1 protein-coding gene is annotated in these 421 nt (G+C 62.9%); it reads left to right on the top strand.

The window, feature by feature from the left end:
• On the top strand, positions 1-421 hold a 421-nt coding region (locus EE949_RS09070), incomplete at both ends, for a phosphotransferase (RefSeq protein WP_164666743.1).

Genomic DNA, 421 nt, shown 5'->3' with positions numbered 1-421 from the left:
CCGGTGCCCTACGCGTCGCGCACCACCGACGACCAGGCGCTGCGTGAGCTGGCGGGCAAGCCGGCGCTCTTGCAGCCGCGCCGGCCGGGCAAACACATCAGCCAGCCGAATACGCAGCACTGCGCACAGATCGGTGAGCTGCTGGCCAACCTGCATCTGGCGACACGTGAACACGTGCTGGAACGCAAGACCGATCGCGGTCTGGACTGGATGCTGAGCGAAGGTCGCAATTTCCTGTCGCACCTGGGTGATGCGCAGAACGCATTGCTGGACACGTCGCTGCAGGAAATCGAAGACCTCAAGTCGCAGATTCTGGCGCTGCCTCGGGCCAACCTGCATGCCGACATGTTCCGCGACAACGTGTTGTTCGAAGGCACGCACCTGACCGGACTGATCGATTTCTACAATGCCTGCTCGGGAC

The organism is Pseudomonas viridiflava (genome assembly GCF_900602065.1).
Lineage (GTDB): Bacteria > Pseudomonadota > Gammaproteobacteria > Pseudomonadales > Pseudomonadaceae > Aquipseudomonas.
This window is presented reverse-complemented; position numbering and strand designations above follow the sequence as displayed.